The following is a 13,875-nucleotide window of genomic DNA, read 5'->3' on the forward strand; positions in this document are numbered from 1 at the left end:
CCCGGGCAACCCTCACGGTGGGAGGCGGCCGCTGGTTAGCGTCGAGGCGGCGGTGAAGCCACCGGCCCGAGGGTTTCCCTGCCCGCGGGACCGGCCGGACGACGACGGGGGACGGACCATGCGAGTGCTCGTCGATGGTGACCGCGGGTACGTGGGTGCGGTGCTGGTGCCTTTCCTGCAGGCGGCAGGCCACGAGGTGGTGGGCCTGGACGCCGGCTGGTACGACGGCTGCGACTTCGGGCCGCCGGTGACGGGATACGAGCAGCGCACCGGGGACGTCCGGGACGCGCGGCCCGAGGACCTCGCCGGGTTCGACGCCGTGATCCACCTCGCGGCCATCTCCAACGACCCGCTGGGGCACCTGAACCCCCAGGCCACCTACTCGGTGAACACCGACGGGGCCGTGCGCATGGCGCGGGCGGCGAAGGCGGCCGGGGTGACCCGCTTCCTGTTCTCGTCGTCGTGCTCCCTGTACGGCGCTGCGGGCGACGAGCCCGTCGACGAGCACGCGGAGTTCCACCCCGTCACCCCGTACGGGGAGTCGAAGATCCAGGCCGAGCGCGGCCTCTCGGCGCTCGCCGACGACGACTTCTCGCCCACGTTCCTGCGCAACGCCACCGCGTACGGCTCGTCGCCGCGGCTGCGCGCCGACATCGTGGTCAACAACCTCACCGGTACCGCGTACACGCGCGGGGAGGTGCGGCTCGCGTCCGACGGGACGCCGTGGCGCCCCCTCGTGCACGTGGAGGACATCGCGCGGGCCTTCCTCGCCGCGCTCGAGGCCCCCCGCGAGGTGGTGCACGACCGAGCCTTCAACGTGGGCCGTGACGAAGACGTCGTCCAGATCCGCACCGTCGCCGAGCAGGTCAGCGACGTTACCGGAGCGCCCGTGACGTTCGCCGCGGGGGCCGGGGCGGACACCCGCAACTACCGGGTCGACTTCACGCGCATCCGCACCGAGCTTCCCGCCGCCGCACCGCGCTGGACGGTGCGGGACGGGATCCGGCAGATCTGGCAGGACGTCCACCGGTTCGGGCTCACCGCCGACGACTTCGAGGGCCCGCGCTTCGTGCGCCTGCACCGGGTGAGTGAGCTCGCCGCCAGCGGCGCCCTGGACCTCGAGAACCTGCGCACCACGGCGGTGTCGGCATGACCGCCGTGTCGGCGGCGCGGCACGCCGCCACGCCCGAGAGGTCCGCCGCGCCCGAGGGCTCCGCCGTGCCCGCGCCGTCGTGCCGGCTCTGCGGCGCCCCGCTCACCCGCACGTTCGTGGACCTCGGGATGTCGCCGCCGTGCGAGAGCTACCCGACCGCGCAGGAGGTGGACGGCCCCGAGGTCTTCTACCCCCTGCACGTGCGGGTGTGCGAGCAGTGCCTGCTGGTCCAGCTGCCGGCCTACGTGCCGGCGGAGGACATCTTCGACGACTACGCCTACTTCTCCTCCTACTCCGCGTCGTGGGTGGAGCACGCACGGCGGTACGTCGACGACGCCGTCGGGCGCCTCGGCCTCACCCCGGAGCGGTCGTTCGTCGTCGAGGTCGCGAGCAACGACGGCTACCTGCTCCAGCACGTCGTCGACCGGGGGATCCGCTGCCTCGGCATCGAGCCGTCGGGCAACGTGGCCGCGGCCGCGGTCGAGCGCGGGGTGCCCACGGTCGTGGAGTTCCTCGGCGAGGAGACGGGGCGGCGCGTGCGCGCCGAGCACGGGCCCGCGGACCTCGTCGTCGCCAACAACGTCTTCGCGCACGTGCCGGACATCGTCGACTTCTCGCGTGGCCTGCGGCAGCTCGTCGCCGACGACGGGCGCGTGTCGATCGAGATCCCGCACCTGCTGCGCCTGGTCGAGGGCAACGAGTACGACACGATCTACCACGAGCACTACAGCTACCTGTCGCTCCTCACGACGCAGCGCGTCCTGGCCGCCGCCGGGCTCACCGTGGTGGACGTCGACGAGCTGCCCAGCCACGGCGGCTCGCTGCGCACGTGGTCCGTGCCGACCCCCGAGGCCGGGACAGGATCCGACGGCGCCGCGCCGGAGCCCTCCGCCGCCGTCGCCCGCGTCCTCGCCGCCGAGGCCGCCGCGGGCCTGCACACCCTGGAGGGGCACGCGGGCTTCGCGGAGCAGGTCGCTGCCGTGCGCGACGACGTCCTGCGCTTCCTGCTCACCGCACGTCGCGAGGGCAAGCGGGTGGTGGCGTACGGGGCGCCCGGCAAGGGGAACACGCTGCTCAACCACTGCGGCGTGCGCTCCGACCTCGTCGAGTTCGCCGTCGACCGCAACCCCTACAAGCACGGCCGGTTCACCCCCGGCATGCACCTCCCCATCCACGCTCCCGAGGCGCTCGACGCCGCCCGGCCGGACTACGTCGTCGTCATGCCGTGGAACCTGCGGCGGGAGATCTCGGCCCAGCTCGCGCACGTCGCCGACTGGGGCGGCCGGCTGGTGACCTTCCTGCCCCGCCTCGAGGTCTTCGAGCCGGGCACGTGAGCGCCGTCGTAGCGGGCTGGCGCTGCCGGTGGTGCCGGTCGGACCGCGCCACGGTGGTGCTCGACCTGGGCGCGCAGCCCGCGGCGGACCTGTTCCCCGAGCCGGAGGCGCCCCTCCCCGACCCGGTGCACCCGTTGCGCATGGTGATGTGCGACCGGTGCCGCCTGGCCCAGCTCGAGGAGGACCCGACCGGTCCCGAGGAGCCGCGCGGCGTGGAGCCCGCCGCTCTCGTCACGCAGGCGCGGGCGGGGGTGGCCGACCTCGTCGGCGGCGGGCTGCTGGGCCCGGGGACCTGGGTGGAGGAGATGCGCTCCCCGCACGGGGGCTCCTGGTCGGCACGCGTGCACGAGATCGTGCCCGACGCCGTGCTGCTCGACGGCCCCGGCACGGTGCCGGGGCTCGCCGCCGACCTCGTCGTCGACTCGCTCGGCCTCATGCACGAGCCCGACCAGCGTGCGGCGTGGAACCTGCGCCTCGACTCCCTCGCCCCCGACGGCGTCGTCGCGCTGCACGTGCACCCGCTGTCCGTGATCGTGCGCGACGGCACCTGGAACGCGCTGCGGCACGGGCACTTCGCGTACTACTCGCTCACGGTGCTCGTGGAGATGGCGCGCAGCACCGGTCTCGTGCCGGTCGGGCTGTGGCGCTACCCGCTGTACGGCGGGACGCGGCTGCTCGCGCTGGCGCGCGAGGGGTCGCAGCCCGCCCGCCGGCACGCCCGCGCCGCGGGCGACCTCGTCGCCACCGAGCTGGCGGCCGAGGCCGCGGCGGGGACCACGGAGCCGGCGGTCGTGTCGGTGCTCCAACGGCAGGTGGCCCGGTCGGCGGCGGCGCTCCGTGACTGGCTCGACGCGAGCGAGGGGAAGGTCGTCGCCTACGGCGCCGCGTCGCGCGCGGTCGCGCTCTTCGCGCTCGCCGGCGTCACCGCCGACGACGTGCTCGCCGTGGTGGACGCGTCCCCCGCGAAGCGAGGCAGGTCCATGCCGGGCGGCCCGGGGCCGCGGGTGCCCGTGCTCGGGCCCGACATCCTCGCCGAGATCCGCCCCGACCGGGTGCTGCTGCTGGTGCCCGACCTCCTCGACGAGGTGCGGTTCGCGCATCCGGAGGTGGAGGCGCTCGGGGGTCGATGGGTGGTCGCGGAGCCCGAGCCCGTCGAGGTCGAGCCGCTCAGCCGCGACCGCGGTCACCGTCGCTGAGCGTCGCGACCGCGACGGGGTCCCGAGCCACGGGTATCCGCGTCACGGGCTCTCGGGCCGCGGGCGCCCGGGCCGCGGGTGCTTCCGGCTGCCGGGGGTTCGACGCCGCCGCGGCAGGTGGTGGTGCGGTGCCGAACGCGGAGCGTCCGTGGCGGTCGGTGAAGAGCCACGTGCCGCCGGTGCGACGCATGGTGATGCCGAGCGCATCGACGCGGTCGTGGTGGTGCCAGCACAGCAGGGCGGAGTTGTCGACGGACGTGCTGCCGCCGTCCGCCCAGTGAGTCACGGCGTGGTGGACCTCGCAGCGCGAGGGTGGCTCGTCGCAGCCGGGCCAGGTGCACCGCCGGTCGCGGGCGACGACGGCGCGCCTGAGCTGGCCGGTGACGGTGCGCCGGGCGCGCCCGACGTCGAGCACCTGCGACTCCGGGCCGAGGACGACCCGCGTCACCTCGCTGTCGCACACGATGCGGCGCAGGAGGGACGGGGGCAGCGGGCCGCGGCCGTCGACGAACTCGGCGGGGTCGACGCCGAGCGACTCGGCCCAGCTCGTGGTGGAGGAGCCGACGTCGATGGCGCCGTCGCTGGAGAGCAGGCGGCGGAGCTCGGTGACCGAGACGGTGACGGTCAGGTGGGGCCGCACGGCGGATCCCGACCCCACGCTGCCCGTGTCGAGCGTGACGCGTGCGAGGTCGGCGAGGGCCTGGGCGCGTCGTTGCGCGGGCGTGCGGGTCTCCCCGGCGCCGGGCCGGCCGGACACGGCGTCGAGGGCGGCGCGCAGCACCTGGCCGTGCTCCTCCGTGAGGAACCCGGCGAGGTGGTAGCCGTCCCACGTGGGCGACAGGTCGACGAACTCCTTCTCGCGGGCGTGCGCGTAGCCCCGCTCGTCCGACTCCGGGTCCGTCACGTACGCGAACCGCCGGACCAGACGGCGGAACTGCGCGGGCGTGTACCAGGAGCCGGTGGCGAGCAGGTGCTCCTCGCCGGTCGGTGGGGCGAGGGCGGCGTCCGGCGCTTCCGGGTTCTCGCCGTCCGTCGTCTCGCCGTCCGTCTCGCTCGCGGTCGGCGCGGGGGCGACGAGCGCGTCGCGGCGGGCCTCGGAGGTCGGGGCGACGTCGACGATGGCGCGCAGGTGGTCGGCGCCGAGCCGACCGTCGAGCGCGGCGGCACCGGTCGCCGGGAGGACGTCGCGCAGGGCGTGGGCCGTGCGGACGTCGCGGCGTGCGGTGGCCAGCCCGACGTTCTCCGCGCGGGCGAGCCAGTGCGCGAAGGTGCGTGACCCGTCGAGCGACCACCGGCCGTCCGACTCCAGTGCGGGCAGCACGCGCCACCGGGCGGCGTCCACCCGGGTGCCGAGCGTCCTGAGCCGGCCGGATGCCTGCTCGAGGACGTCCCGGCCGACGTCGTGCAGGCCGGCCTCCTCGACGGCCGCCGCGAGCGCGGCGAGCCCGCCCTCGAGGGTGGCCAGGGCATCGAGCAGCCGGGACGCCGGTGTGGCTCTCGGCAGCGCCGGGACGGCGGGTACCGGAGCAGGGGCGGTGGTGGCGGGCATCGTCCCTCCTCGGTCGGCGCGCCGTGACACGAAGGACGCTATCGAGCGGACGTTCGAACCGTCCCGGGTGCCGGCGAGACCTGTGGAGGAGTCGGTCGTCCCCAGGGGGAGGGGCAGGTTCGCCGCGGCGCCACGCCGCGGTGCGTCCCCGGGGAGGGGCGTGCCGCACGTGCCCGCGTCGGCCTACAGCACGTCTGCGCCGGGCCCCGACGTCGCGCCGCCGAGCTGCTGGACGAGCGCCACCCACGACCCGGCGGCGGCGTCGCGGTCGCTGACGAGCGAGACGGGCAGCGGCCACCGGACCCCGAGGTCGGGGTCGAGGTGGTGCACGGCGACGTCCTCGGCGGGGTCGTGCTCGGCGTCGATGCGGTAGCAGACGTCCGCGGTGTCGGTGAGCGTCTGGTGGCCGTGCAGGCAGCCGCGCGGCACGTACAGGACGTGGAAGTCGACGTCGTCGAGCCGGAACGCCTCCCACCGGCCGAACGTCGGCGAGCCGGGCCGGGCGTCGACGACGACGTCGTGCACGGCGCCGTGCGCGACGCGCACCAGCTTGGCCTCGCCGCCCCCCACGCGACCGTGCAGCCCGCGCACGACGCCGCGCCGCGAGCGGGACTGGCTGTCCTGCACGAACGCCGCCGGGTCGAGGCCGGCGCGCTCGGCGGTGGCGGTGTCGAACGTGCGCGTGAACAGCCCGCGCTCGTCGCGGTGCGGGGTGGGGGCGAGGATCAGCACCCCGTCGAGGGTGGTGGGCAGCACCTGCATGTCCACACGCTACGAAAGCGGGCGCGACCCGGTCGGGTGAAGTCGGCCGGGGTCCCGGATGAAAAGGCCCGCGGGGCCTTCAACGCCGCCGGGACGCGCCGCAGACTGGCGGCGGGGCCGGCCCCCTGCCGGCCCCACCAGGCTTACGACCCACCTCCCGACACCCGGGGGCACCATGACACAGCTGGCGCAGCACGCTTCGAAGCCCGACCAGATGCAGCCCGACCCGACGCAGCCCGCGGAGCCCGTTCGCTCCTTCGAGCGGTCCACGGCCGCGCAGGCCCGGCTGCACCGTCTCGTGCCGGGCGGCGCGCACACCTACGCCCGCGGGGCGGACCAGTACCCGGAGGGCATGGCCCCGGTGCTGGCGCGGGGCGCGGGCGCGCACGTGTGGGACGTGGACGGCAACGAGTACGTCGAGTACGGGATGGGGCTGCGCAGCGTCACGCTCGGCCACGGCTTCCGGCCCGTGGTGGACGCCGTGACGGCGGCGATCGCCGACGGCGTGAGCTTCTCCCGGCCCAGCCGGTGGGAGCTGGAGGCCGCCGAGGCGTTCTGCGCGCAGGTGCCGGGCGCCGACATGGTGAAGTTCGCGAAGAACGGATCCGACGTCACGACCGCGGCCGTCCGGCTGGCGCGCGCCGCCACGGGCCGCGACCTGGTCGCCGTCTGCGCGGACCACCCGTTCTTCTCCACCGACGACTGGTTCATCGGTACGACCCCGATGGACGCCGGGATCCCGCGGGCGATCAGCGACCTCACGGTCCGCTTCCCGTACGGTGATCTGGCCGCCGTGGAGGCCCTGCTCGCCGCGCACGAGGGCCGGGTCGCCGCCGTCGTCCTCGAGGCCGCGACCGCGCACGCGAGCCCCCCGCCCGGCTACCTGGAGGGGCTGCGCGCCCTGTGCGACCGCACCGGGACGGTGCTCGTGTTCGACGAGATCATCACCGGGATGCGGTGGTCCGCCGGCGGCGCGCAGACCGTGTACGGCGTCGTGCCGGACCTGTCGACGTGGGGCAAGGCGCTCGGCAACGGGTTCGCCGTCTCGGCGCTCGCGGGCCGGCGGGAGCTCATGGAGCTCGGGGGGCTGGCGACGGACGCGCGCCGCGTCTTCCTGCTCTCCACCACCCACGGCGCGGAGACGGCGGGTCTCGCGGCGTGGCTGGCGGTGCACCGCGAGTACGCCGCGAGCGACGTGCCCGGCGTGATGGCCACCCAGGGCGAGCGGCTGCGCGCCGAGGTGCAGCAGGCGGTGGACGCCGCCGGGCTGACCGGCTGGGTGACGGTGTCCGGGCACCCGGCGTGCCTGGTCTTCGGCACCCGCGACCACGCCGGCGCGCCCTCGCAGGCGTACCGCACCCTGTTCCTCGCCGAGCTGCTGCGTCGGGGCGTGCTGGCGCAGTCGTTCGTGATCTCCGCCGCGCACACCGACGCCGACGTCGATCGGACGGTCGAGGCCGTGGCGGGGGCGCTGCCGGCCTACGAGGCGGCGCTCGACGCGGGCGGCACCGACGGGTTCCTCGCCGGGCGGCCGGTGGCCCCCGCGCTGCGGGAGCTCGCCGCGCCCCGCCGCATCCATCACACGCCCGAGCCGGCAGAGGCGGGCGGGCAGGCCCAGGGAGGGGCGTCATGAAGGTCGTGCTGTTCTGCGGCGGGCTGGGGATGCGGATGCGGTCCGGCCCCGACTCGCTGCCCAAGCCGATGATGCCGATCGGGTCGCGGCCCGTCCTGTGGCACATCATGAAGTACTACGCGCACTTCGGGCACACGGAGTTCGTGCTGTGCCTGGGGCACGGCGCGAACGTGGTGAAGGACTACTTCCTCAACTACTCGGAGACGCACTCCAACGACTTCGTGCTCACCAAGGGCGGCGAGCAGGTGGAGCTGCTGAGCAGCGACATCAGCGAGTGGCGCATCACGTTCGTCGACACGGGGATCGACACGGCGATCGGCGAGCGGCTGCGGCGCGTGCGGCGGTTCCTCGACGACGACGAGGTGTTCCTCGCCAACTACGGCGACGTGCTCACGGACGCGCCGATGAACGACATCGTGGACGAGCTGCTCGCCACCGACGCCGTCGGGTCGCTGCTCGCGGTGCCGCCGCAGGACTCGTTCCACGTGGTGCGCTACGACCCGGACGGCACGATGCGCGACCTGGAGCCCGTCGCCGACATGAGCATGTGCATCAACGGCGGCTACTTCGTGCTGCGCCAGGGCATCTTCGACTACCTGGAGGAGGGCGACGACCTGGTCATGGACGGCTGCGTCCGCGCCGCCCGCGACGGGCGGTTCCGCGTGCACCCGCACGCCGGGTTCTGGGCGCCGATGGACACGCTCAAGGAGCGCAACGCCCTCGAGGAGCGGAACCGCCTCGGCGACCGGCCGTGGGCGGTCTGGGACGCGGGGACGACGTCGCGCCCCCGGCGGGTGCCGGAGGTCGCGGTCCCTGCGTCGGCGGCACGTGTCCGTGCGACCGCGTGAGGCCCGGACGCCGTCCCCGGCCGGGGACGGCGTCCGCGCGGTGCGGGTCGGCCTGCTGGGCCAGTTCGGCTACCGCAACTTCGGGAACGAGGCGTCGCTCGACGCCGTCCTCGACCTCCTGGACCGGCACGGCGGCCCGGCGGTCCGCCCGGTGGTCCTCACCGACGCCCCGGACGAGGTACGGGCCGAGCGCGGGACGGAGGCCGTGCCGCTCGCCGACCCGGACGTCGTGCGGAGCGGCTGGAGGCGCGTGACGGCCAAGCTGGTCGACGTCCCGCACGCCTGGCGGGTCGTGGGAGGGCTCGACGCGGTGGTCGTGCCGGGGACGGGCATCCTCGAGGGGCACGCGGTGTCCCCGTTCGGTCCGCCGTTCCAGCTCGCCCTGTACGGCGTCGTGGCCCGGTTGCGGCGCCGCCCGTACCTGGTGCTCTCGGTCGGCGCGGACCGCCGCGGCGGGCGCGCCCACCGGCTCATGCAGCGGACCGTCGTGCGGACGGCGTCCTACCTGAGCGCGCGGGACGCGGGGTCGGCGGACGCCCTCGCGGTCGGCAGGCGCCGCCCGCCGGTGGTGCCCGACGTCGTGCTGGGGCTCCCGCTGCCCGATCCCGCCGGGGCCGCGCCGCCCGGTGCCCGCCCCCGCGTCGCCGTGGGCGTCGTGCGGTTCGACTGGTACGCGCCAGCCGACGGGAGCGACGCGTACGCGGAGCGCACGGCCCGGCTGACGCGGGAGCTCGTCCGCGGCGGAGCCGACGTCGTGCTCGTGGTGGGCGACGGGGCGGACGACTCGACGGCTCACGACGTGGCGGAACGGGTGGGCGACCCCGACCACGTCCAGGTCGCCGCCGTCGGCTCGGTCGCCGAGCTCGAGCACCGGCTCGCCGGCTGCCGCGCCGTCGTCGCCGTCCGCTACCACAACCTGGTGGCCGCGATCCGGGCCCGGGTCCCGGCGGTCTCGCTGGGGTACGGGCCGAAGCAGCGGTGGCTGCTGGAGCAGCTCGGGGATCCGGGGCGGGCGCACGACGTGGGCCGGTTCGACCCCGCGGCCGTGGCCCGTCAGGTGCTCGCCGCCGCCGGGACCGCCGACGCGGACCGGGCGCGGACGGAACCGGCGCTCGCCCGGGCGCGGGCCGTGCTGGTGGGCCAGGAGCGGACCGTGGCGGCGCTGCTGGGGCTCGCCGGCGCCGTCGTGCCCGGGCAGCGCTCGACGCCCGCTCCGACGTCCGCTCCGACGTCCGCTCCGACGTCCGCTCCGACGCCCGCCCCGACGCCCGCCCCGCTCGTGGAGGTGACGGAATGATCCCCCTGCGCCTGGACGCGGGCCCGGACGCGGCCGGGCCGCGGGTCGTGTGCCTCGCGGCCCACGCGGACGACGTGGAGATCGCCTGCGGCGGGACGCTCCTGGCGCTGGCGGAGCGGCCGGGCGCCGCGGCCGACTTCCTCACGCTCACCGGCGACCCCCTGCGCGAGGCGGAGGCGTCCGAGGCGGCGAAGGCGTTCGTCCCGGCGGCGTCGTCCACGTTCGCGGGCCTGCCCGACGGGCGCCTGCCGGAGCACTGGGGAGCGGTGAAGCGCGCGCTCCACGAGCACGCCGAGCGCCACCCCGCACCGCACGTGGTGCTGGCCCCGCGCGCCGACGACGCCCACCAGGACCACCGGCTGGTCGGGGAGCTGGCGGCCACCGTCTGGCGCGACGCGCTCGTGCTGCACTACGAGATCCCCAAGTGGGACGGCGACATGGGGCGTCCCGCCGCCTACGTGCCGGTGCCCGAGGAGCTGGCGCGGCGCAAGGTCGAGCTGCTCGACCGGCACTACCCCTCCCAGCACGGCCACGACTGGTGGGACCCGGAGGTCTTCCTCGGGCTGATGCGGCTGCGGGGCATGGAGTGCCGGGAGCGGTACGCGGAGGCGTACGTGGTGCGGAAGGCCGTGGTCCGGTGGTGACGGCGACCGTCGGGGTGCCGGTGCGCAACGGGGAGGAGTTCCTCGAGCGCACCCTGCGGGCCCTGCAGGAGCAGGACCTGGCCGACATCGAGGTGATCGTCGCGGACAACGCGTCCACCGACGGCACCCGGAAGATCGCCGAGGCGGTGGCCGAGGAGGACGCCCGGTTCACCTACCTCGGCGCCGACACGAACCGCGGCATCCCCTGGAACTGGAACCGGGCGCTCGCCCGCGCCCGCGCGCCGTACTTCATGTGGAACGCCGCCGACGACATGGTCCGCCCGCGGCACCTGACGTCCTGCGTCGACGCGCTGGAGAGCCACCCCGCGGCGACGGTCGCGTTCTCGCGGGTGCTGTGGTGCGACCCGGACGACCGGGTGGTGGGCGCGATGGACGACGAGGGCCTCGACTTCCTGTCGCGCGGGCCCGCCGACCGCGTCGGCCTGTTCTTCCGCCGCGGCGTGTGGCAGGCGGTCGGCTGGGGCGGGGTCTTCCGCACGACGGCCCTGCGGGAGCGCGGGGGGCTGCCCGACTACTGGGGCGGCGACTTCGCGCTCGGGGTCGCGATGGCGATGCGGGCGCCGTGGGTCCAGGTGCCCGAGGTCGGGTACCTCGCGCGCCGGCACCCGGGCCAGATGACGAACCTCCAGGCCCGGGACCCGGTGCAGCAGACGAGGGCCTACCGGCCGCACTTCCACCGTCCGGTCGCCTTCCCCCAGTGGTACATGAACGCCCGGATCCTGACCGAGGCGCTCCGCGCGCCGGCGCCGCCGGCCGAGCGCGCCCGGGCCGCCCTCGCCGTCGCGCGGCACTGGACGGTGCCCGACGCGCGCTCCCTCGGCAGCGACGTGAAGCGGAGCCTGATCGGCGTCGCCCGGGGCGTCCGGGCGGACGGGAGGGACCACGGTGGGAGGCCCGCGTGACCGGCCGCGTCGGGGTCGGGCGGTGCTGGCAGGGGCCGTCGCGGCGGTCCTCGTCGTCCTGGCCGCGTGGGCGGTGCTGCGCGTGACGGGCGGCCGGTCGTGGGAGCAGGAGGCCCCCGCCGCGGACGCCCCGCGCCGCGAGCTCGCGGAGACGCGGGGCGCCGTCGCCACCGGCGGCGAGCCCCAGTGGATCACCGGGATCTCCGCCGACGGCCGCACGTTCGTCGACCAGGACGGCGAGCCCGTCCTCGTGCGCGGCGACGCGCCCTGGTCCCTGCTGACGGACCTGCGCCCCGACGAGGCCGAGACCTACCTGACGACGCGGTCCGGGCAGGGGTTCAACGCGATGCTCGTCTCGCTGGTCGGGGCGGTCGCGAACGGCGCGCCGTCCGACGACGGGGCGACGGTCGACGGGCTGCTGCCGTTCGTGGACGGCGACGTGCTGCGCTGGCAGGACGCGTACTTCGACCGCGCCCACGAGACGCTGCGGCGGGCGGGCGAGCTCGGGATCACGGCCCTGCTGTACCCGATCGACTCGTGGACGCTGGACCACACGTTCGCGGGGGCGACGCCGGAGACGTGCCGTGAGTTCGGGGCGATGACGGCCCGCTGGGCCGCCGACCTCCCCGTCCTGTGGATGACCGGGGGCGACTACTCGCGCTCCGGGGCGGACGACGCGTGCCTCGAGGCCCTGGGCGAGGGCATCCGGTCCGCCGGCGACGACCGGCCGTTCGCCCTCCAGCTGTGGGACGTGTCGTCCACTGCTGCCGACGACCACTGGCGCGACCGCGTCGACTGGAGCTTCGTGTACTCGTACGCGCCGACGCCGCTCGCGGTCGTCGAGGCGTACGGCGCGACCCCCGCCCGGCCGGCGCTGCTGGGCGAGGCGAACTACGAGGGCGAGAACAACACGGGCGGGCCGACGACGACCACGGAGACGCTGCGTCGCCAGGTGCTCTGGGCGATCACCTGCGGTTCGTCCGGGGACGTGTTCGGGACGGACGACTGGGAGTTCCACGACGGCTGGGAGACGCGCCTGGAGTCGGAGGGCGCCGAGCAGGTGTCCCGGATCCGGGACGTGGTCGCGTCCCTGCCGTGGTGGACGCTCCGGCCCGAGGAGTCGTTCCTCACCGCCGGCACCGGGACGGCGAGGCCGGACCAGGACGTGCTCGACGCGGACCTCGCGACGGCGGCGGTCGCCCCGGACGGCAGCCTCGCGCTCGTCTACGTGCCGTCCGAGCGCACGGTCTCCCTCGACCTGTCGCTCCTCGCCCCGGGGGCGGAGGCCGCGTGGGTCGACCCGTCGACGGGCACGGCGACCGACGCCGGGCCGGTGTCGGAGCTGTCCGCCGCGCCGTCGGGCGAGGTGTCCACGCCGGGGGACAACGCGGCGGGCGCGGGCGACTGGCTGCTCGTGCTCGGCACCGACCTGCCCTTCTGAGCGCGCCCCACGGAGCGGGCGGCGACGCGCGTGACGGCCTCGGGCCGCCCGCCGTGCAGGACGACCTCCGCCAGGCCCAGGAGGTTGCCCCGCAGGCGCCCCGCGCGGTCGGGACGGCCGCGGTCCGCCAGGTGCAGCACGTTCGCGCCCAGGTAGTGCGTCCAGTCGCTCAGCAGCCCGCGGCCGGTCTTCGTGCCCTTGCGCCACAGGTAGAACGGGTTCACGACCTGGGCGAAGCCGAAGGTGCGGCCGTCGACCCGCCCGCCGCCCACGGCCAGGTGGACGGCCACGCAGCCGTGGTAGTGGACCACCCGCCCGTGGCGGCCGCAGCGCACGGAGAAGTCGGTGTCCTCCTGCCAGGCGTACTCGCGCAGCCGCTCGTCGAAGGGCTCGGCGAGGGCGACGTCGCCCCGCACCGTCATGTTGCACCCGTACGCGGCCCGCACGTCGCGCACGAACGACGTCCCCCGGCCGGCGGCCAGGATCTCGCGGGCGCGGTCGCGGGGGATCTCGCCCTGGGAGGCGGCGCCGTCCGCCGCGACGAGGCCCGTCATGAGCGCGACGTCGGGGTGGCCGGCCATGAACTCCCGCATCCGGGCGAAGTAGTCGGGCGCGAGCTCGGCGTCGTCGTCGACGAACGTCACGAGGTCGGGGGCGGGGCCGGCGGCCGGCACGAGGCTGCGCACCCCCACGTTCCGCTGCACCGACGACCCGCGCGGGGACCGGACGACGCGCACCGCCGGGCCCCAGCCGGCGACCGCCGGGAGACCCGCCGGGAGGTCGGTGTCCGCCACCACGCTGACCACCACCACGTCCGCGGGCACCGTCTGCCGCGACAGCGACTCGACCGTGGCCGCGAGCACCTGCGGCCGCCGGACGCTGCAGATCACGACCGCGTGCACGAGCGCGTCGTCCCTGGGGGTGCCGTTCCTGTCGAGCTCGTCCCTGCCGGGGACGTCGTCCCTGTCGAGCACGGCGCGCCCTCCTGTCCGTGGGGTCCGGGTGCGGTGCTGCCCGCCAGGCTAGGCACGGGCGCGGCGGCGGCGGCCCGCCGGCCCCGGGTGAAACCCGTGCCGCCGCGGCTGAAAACTGCCC

11 protein-coding genes and 1 pseudogene are annotated in these 13,875 nt (G+C 75.8%); 9 read left to right on the forward strand and 3 right to left on the reverse strand.

Annotation, left to right across the window (positions count from 1 at the left end; translation table 11 throughout):
* Positions 1 to 118 precede the first annotated feature (118 nt).
* The 3 genes from ACFQ8E_RS01480 to ACFQ8E_RS01490 are packed head-to-tail and all read left to right on the forward strand — an operon-like array spanning position 119 to position 3,683.
* Positions 119 to 1,153: an NAD-dependent epimerase/dehydratase family protein gene (locus tag ACFQ8E_RS01480; protein ID WP_430548788.1), complete on the forward strand. Its 1,035-nt coding sequence runs from the start codon at positions 119 to 121 to the stop codon at positions 1,151 to 1,153.
* Positions 1,150 to 2,487 (forward strand): methyltransferase domain-containing protein, encoded by a 1,338-nt coding sequence (locus ACFQ8E_RS01485; RefSeq protein WP_430548789.1) that lies wholly within the window; start codon positions 1,150 to 1,152, stop codon positions 2,485 to 2,487. The genes ACFQ8E_RS01480 and ACFQ8E_RS01485 overlap by 4 nt, the downstream gene beginning before the upstream one ends.
* Complete coding sequence (locus tag ACFQ8E_RS01490; RefSeq protein WP_430548790.1) at positions 2,484 to 3,683, forward strand: class I SAM-dependent methyltransferase; 1,200 nt, start codon at positions 2,484 to 2,486, stop codon at positions 3,681 to 3,683. Before ACFQ8E_RS01485 ends, ACFQ8E_RS01490 begins: the two co-directional genes overlap by 4 nt.
* Here the strand turns inward: ACFQ8E_RS01490 and ACFQ8E_RS01495 are convergent.
* Positions 3,655 to 5,232: a DUF222 domain-containing protein gene (locus tag ACFQ8E_RS01495; protein ID WP_430548791.1), complete on the reverse strand. Its 1,578-nt coding sequence runs from the start codon at positions 5,230 to 5,232 to the stop codon at positions 3,655 to 3,657. The two genes, ACFQ8E_RS01490 and ACFQ8E_RS01495, sit on opposite strands and share 29 nt — an antisense overlap.
* 183 nt (positions 5,233 to 5,415) lie before the next feature.
* Positions 5,416 to 5,994: a dTDP-4-dehydrorhamnose 3,5-epimerase family protein gene (locus tag ACFQ8E_RS01500; protein WP_430548792.1), complete on the reverse strand. Its 579-nt coding sequence runs from the start codon at positions 5,992 to 5,994 to the stop codon at positions 5,416 to 5,418.
* A 175-nt stretch (positions 5,995 to 6,169) separates the two neighbouring features.
* Here ACFQ8E_RS01500 and ACFQ8E_RS01505 point away from each other — a divergent pair, with 175 nt between their 5' ends.
* The 6 genes from ACFQ8E_RS01505 to ACFQ8E_RS01530 are packed head-to-tail and all read left to right on the forward strand — an operon-like array spanning position 6,170 to position 12,780.
* On the forward strand, positions 6,170 to 7,627 hold the full coding sequence (locus ACFQ8E_RS01505) for a glutamate-1-semialdehyde 2,1-aminomutase (protein WP_430548793.1): 1,458 nt from the start codon (positions 6,170 to 6,172) through the stop codon (positions 7,625 to 7,627).
* A complete protein-coding gene (locus ACFQ8E_RS01510; protein ID WP_430548794.1) occupies positions 7,624 to 8,475 on the forward strand; it encodes a sugar phosphate nucleotidyltransferase in 852 nt (283 codons plus the stop codon). The genes ACFQ8E_RS01505 and ACFQ8E_RS01510 overlap by 4 nt, the downstream gene beginning before the upstream one ends.
* Positions 8,462 to 9,772, forward strand: coding sequence for a polysaccharide pyruvyl transferase family protein (locus ACFQ8E_RS01515; RefSeq protein WP_430548795.1), 1,311 nt, complete (start codon positions 8,462 to 8,464; stop codon positions 9,770 to 9,772). Before ACFQ8E_RS01510 ends, ACFQ8E_RS01515 begins: the two co-directional genes overlap by 14 nt.
* A complete protein-coding gene (locus ACFQ8E_RS01520; protein WP_430548796.1) occupies positions 9,769 to 10,416 on the forward strand; it encodes a PIG-L deacetylase family protein in 648 nt (215 codons plus the stop codon). Before ACFQ8E_RS01515 ends, ACFQ8E_RS01520 begins: the two co-directional genes overlap by 4 nt.
* Positions 10,410 to 11,339 carry a glycosyltransferase family 2 protein gene (locus ACFQ8E_RS01525; RefSeq protein ID WP_430548797.1) on the forward strand — a complete coding sequence of 310 codons (930 nt, stop codon included), beginning with the start codon at positions 10,410 to 10,412 and terminating at the stop codon, positions 11,337 to 11,339. Before ACFQ8E_RS01520 ends, ACFQ8E_RS01525 begins: the two co-directional genes overlap by 7 nt.
* A 22-nt stretch (positions 11,340 to 11,361) precedes the next feature.
* Positions 11,362 to 12,780, forward strand: a complete 1,419-nt coding sequence (locus ACFQ8E_RS01530) for a DUF4038 domain-containing protein (RefSeq protein ID WP_430548798.1) — start codon at positions 11,362 to 11,364, stop codon at positions 12,778 to 12,780.
* Between the two features lie 302 nt (positions 12,781 to 13,082).
* Here the strand turns inward: ACFQ8E_RS01530 and ACFQ8E_RS01535 are convergent.
* A pseudogene (locus tag ACFQ8E_RS01535) lies at positions 13,083 to 13,754 on the reverse strand (glycosyltransferase family 2 protein); the annotation flags it as partial.
* Positions 13,755 to 13,875: the final 121 nt, after the last annotated feature.

The organism is Isoptericola sp. NPDC056573, assembly GCF_042793335.1.
Lineage (GTDB): Bacteria > Actinomycetota > Actinomycetes > Actinomycetales > Cellulomonadaceae > Isoptericola.

Excerpts from the sequence above, each read along its gene's own strand:
- ACFQ8E_RS01505 (WP_430548793.1), top strand. The coding sequence starts at position 6,170 with ATGACACAGCTGGCGCAGCACGCTTCGAAGCCCGACCAGATGCAGCCC.
- ACFQ8E_RS01495 (WP_430548791.1), bottom strand. The coding sequence starts at position 5,232 with ATGCCCGCCACCACCGCCCCTGCTCCGGTACCCGCCGTCCCGGCGCTG.
- ACFQ8E_RS01520 (WP_430548796.1), top strand. The coding sequence starts at position 9,769 with ATGATCCCCCTGCGCCTGGACGCGGGCCCGGACGCGGCCGGGCCGCGG.
- ACFQ8E_RS01480 (WP_430548788.1), top strand. The coding sequence starts at position 119 with ATGCGAGTGCTCGTCGATGGTGACCGCGGGTACGTGGGTGCGGTGCTG.
- ACFQ8E_RS01500 (WP_430548792.1), bottom strand. The coding sequence starts at position 5,994 with ATGCAGGTGCTGCCCACCACCCTCGACGGGGTGCTGATCCTCGCCCCC.
- ACFQ8E_RS01510 (WP_430548794.1), top strand. The coding sequence starts at position 7,624 with ATGAAGGTCGTGCTGTTCTGCGGCGGGCTGGGGATGCGGATGCGGTCC.
- ACFQ8E_RS01485 (WP_430548789.1), top strand. The coding sequence starts at position 1,150 with ATGACCGCCGTGTCGGCGGCGCGGCACGCCGCCACGCCCGAGAGGTCC.